This is a genomic window from Exiguobacterium sp. s189, from assembly GCF_018617615.1.
Taxonomy (GTDB): domain Bacteria; phylum Bacillota; class Bacilli; order Exiguobacteriales; family Exiguobacteriaceae; genus Exiguobacterium; species Exiguobacterium aestuarii_A.
Genome location: NZ_JACSKM010000023.1, coordinates 1 through 2,939, shown reverse-complemented (window position 1 = coordinate 2,939; position 2,939 = coordinate 1). Strand labels below are relative to the sequence as shown.

The following is a 2,939-nucleotide window of genomic DNA, read 5'->3' as shown; positions in this document are numbered from 1 at the left end:
GGACCGTGTGTCTTAGACGCTAGATCAAGGTAGAAAGGGCGTACGGTGGATGCCTTGGCACTAGGAGCCGATGAAGGACGCGACGAACAGCGAAATGCTCTGGGGAGTGGTAAGTACACATTGATCCAGAGATCTCCGAATGGGGGAACCCACCGCCGGGAGACTGGCGGGACACCCACGTGAATACATAGCGTGGCGTGAGGCACACCCGGGGAACTGAAACATCTAAGTACCCGGAGGAAGAGAAAGAAAATTCGATTCCCTGAGTAGCGGCGAGCGAAACGGGAACAGCCCAAACCAGGAAGCATGCTTCCTGGGGTTGTAGGACACTCTACACGGAGTTACAAAGGGATAGGGTAGGTGAACGACCTGGAAAGGTCGGCCAGAGAAGGTGACGGCCCTGTAGCCGAAACCCCATCCCCTCCAGAGTGGATCCTGAGTACGGCGGGACACGTGAAACCCCGTCGGAATCCGGGAGGACCATCTCCCAAGGCTAAATACTTCCTAGTGACCGATAGTGAACCAGTACCGTGAGGGAAAGGTGAAAAGCACCCCGGAAGGGGAGTGAAACAGATCCTGAAACCGTATGCCTACAAGTAGTCAGAGCCCGTTCACGGGTGATGGCGTGCCTTTTGTAGAATGAACCGGCGAGTTACGATGGCGGGCGAGGTTAAGCCGATGAGGCGGAGCCGCAGCGAAAGCGAGTCTGAACAGGGCGCATCAGTCCGTCGTCGTAGACCCGAAACCAGGTGATCTACCCATGTCCAGGATGAAGGTCAGGTAACACTGACTGGAGGTCCGAACCCACGCACGTTGAAAAGTGCGGGGATGAGGTGTGGGTAGCGGTGAAATGCCAATCGAACCTGGAGATAGCTGGTTCTCTCCGAAATAGCTTTAGGGCTAGCCTCGAGGTGAAGAGTTCTGGAGGTAGAGCACTGATTGGACTAGGGGCCCCCACAGGGTTACCGAATTCAGTCAAACTCCGAATGCCAGCAACTTGTACTCGGGAGTCAGACTGCGAGTGATAAGATCCGTAGTCGAGAGGGAAACAGCCCAGACCATCAGCTAAGGTCCCCAAGTGTATGTTAAGTGGAAAAGGATGTGGCGCTGCACAGACAACTAGGATGTTGGCTTAGAAGCAGCCACCATTCAAAGAGTGCGTAATAGCTCACTAGTCGAGTGGCGCCGCGCCGAAAATGTAACGGGGCTAAACATACCACCGAAGCTATGGATCCCGTAAGGGATGGTAGGAGAGCGTTCCAAGCAGCAGTGAAGCGGTATCGTGAGGAGCCGTGGAGCGCTTGGAAGTGAGAATGCCGGTGTGAGTAGCGAAAAGAGGGGTGAGAATCCCCTCCGTCGAAAGCCTAAGGTTTCCTGAGGAAGGCTCGTCCGCTCAGGGTTAGTCTGGACCTAAGCCGAGGCCGAAAGGCGTAGGCGATGGACAACAGGTCGATATTCCTGTACCGCCGTACCACCGTTTGAACGATGGGGGGACGCAGAAGGATAAGGTGACCGTGCGACTGGAAGTGCACGGACAAGCAGCGAGGCCGTCGGGTTGGCAAATCCGCCCGGCACAAGGTTGAGCTGTGACGTGGAGCCCGTAGGGCGAAGCACCGGATTTCACGCTGCCAAGAAAAGCCTCTAGTGAGGAGGTCGGCGCCAGTACCGCAAACCGACACAGGTAGGCGAGATGAGAATTCTAAGACGCGCGGGATAACTCTCGTTAAGGAACTCGGCAAAATGGTCCCGTAACTTCGGGAGAAGGGACGCTTATGGCAACATAAGCCGCAGTGAATAGGCCCAAACGACTGTTTAGCAAAAACACAGGTCTCTGCTAAATCGCAAGATGAAGTATAGGGGCTGACGCCTGCCCGGTGCTGGAAGGTTAAGGGGATGTGTCATCGCAAGAGAAGCACTGAACCGAAGCCCCAGTAAACGGCGGCCGTAACTATAACGGTCCTAAGGTAGCGAAATTCCTTGTCGGGTAAGTTCCGACCCGCACGAAAGGCGTAACGATTTGGGCACTGTCTCAACGAGAGACCCGGTGAAATCATAGTACCTGTGAAGATGCAGGTTACCCGCGACAGGACGGAAAGACCCCATGGAGCTTTACTACAGCCTGATATTGAGGCTTTGTACGCGATGTACAGGATAGGTGGGAGTTTGTGAAGCCGGAGCGCCAGCTTCGGTGGAGACACCCTTGGGATACCACCCTTTGCGTATAGAGTCTCTAACTCGCAGCCGTGATCCGGCTGGAGGACCGTGTCAGGCGGGTAGTTTGACTGGGGCGGTCGCCTCCTAAACAGTAACGGAGGCGCCCAAAGGTTCCCTCAGAATGGTTGGAAATCATTCGAAGAGTGCAAAGGCAGAAGGGAGCTTGACTGCGAGACCTACAAGTCGAGCAGGGACGAAAGTCGGGCTTAGTGATCCGGTGGTTCCGCATGGAAGGGCCATCGCTCAACGGATAAAAGCTACCCTGGGGATAACAGGCTGATCTCCCCCAAGAGTCCACATCGACGGGGAGGTTTGGCACCTCGATGTCGGCTCATCGCATCCTGGGGCTGGAGTAGGTCCCAAGGGTTGGGCTGTTCGCCCATTAAAGCGGTACGCGAGCTGGGTTCAGAACGTCGTGAGACAGTTCGGTCCCTATCCGTCGTGGGCGCAGGAAATTTGAGGAGAGCTGTCCTTAGTACGAGAGGACCGGGATGGACGCACCGCTGGTGTACCAGTTGTTCCGCCAGGAGCATCGCTGGGTAGCTACGTGCGGACGGGATAAGTGCTGAAAGCATCTAAGCATGAAGCCCCCTCCGAGATGAGATTTCCCTTTGAGCAATCAAGAAAGACCCCTCAGAGACGATGAGGTAGATAGGTCATGGGTGGAAGCGTGGTGACACGTGGAGCTGAATGATACTAATCGGTCGAGGCTTTGATCTAGTCTA

Annotated in this window: 1 rRNA gene; it reads left to right on the top strand. The window is 55.4% G+C overall.

Annotated elements, in window-relative coordinates:
- The first annotated feature begins 22 nt into the window (after positions 1 to 22).
- Positions 23 to 2,934, top strand: a 23S ribosomal RNA gene (locus KNO99_RS15170).
- Positions 2,935 to 2,939 lie beyond the last annotated feature (5 nt).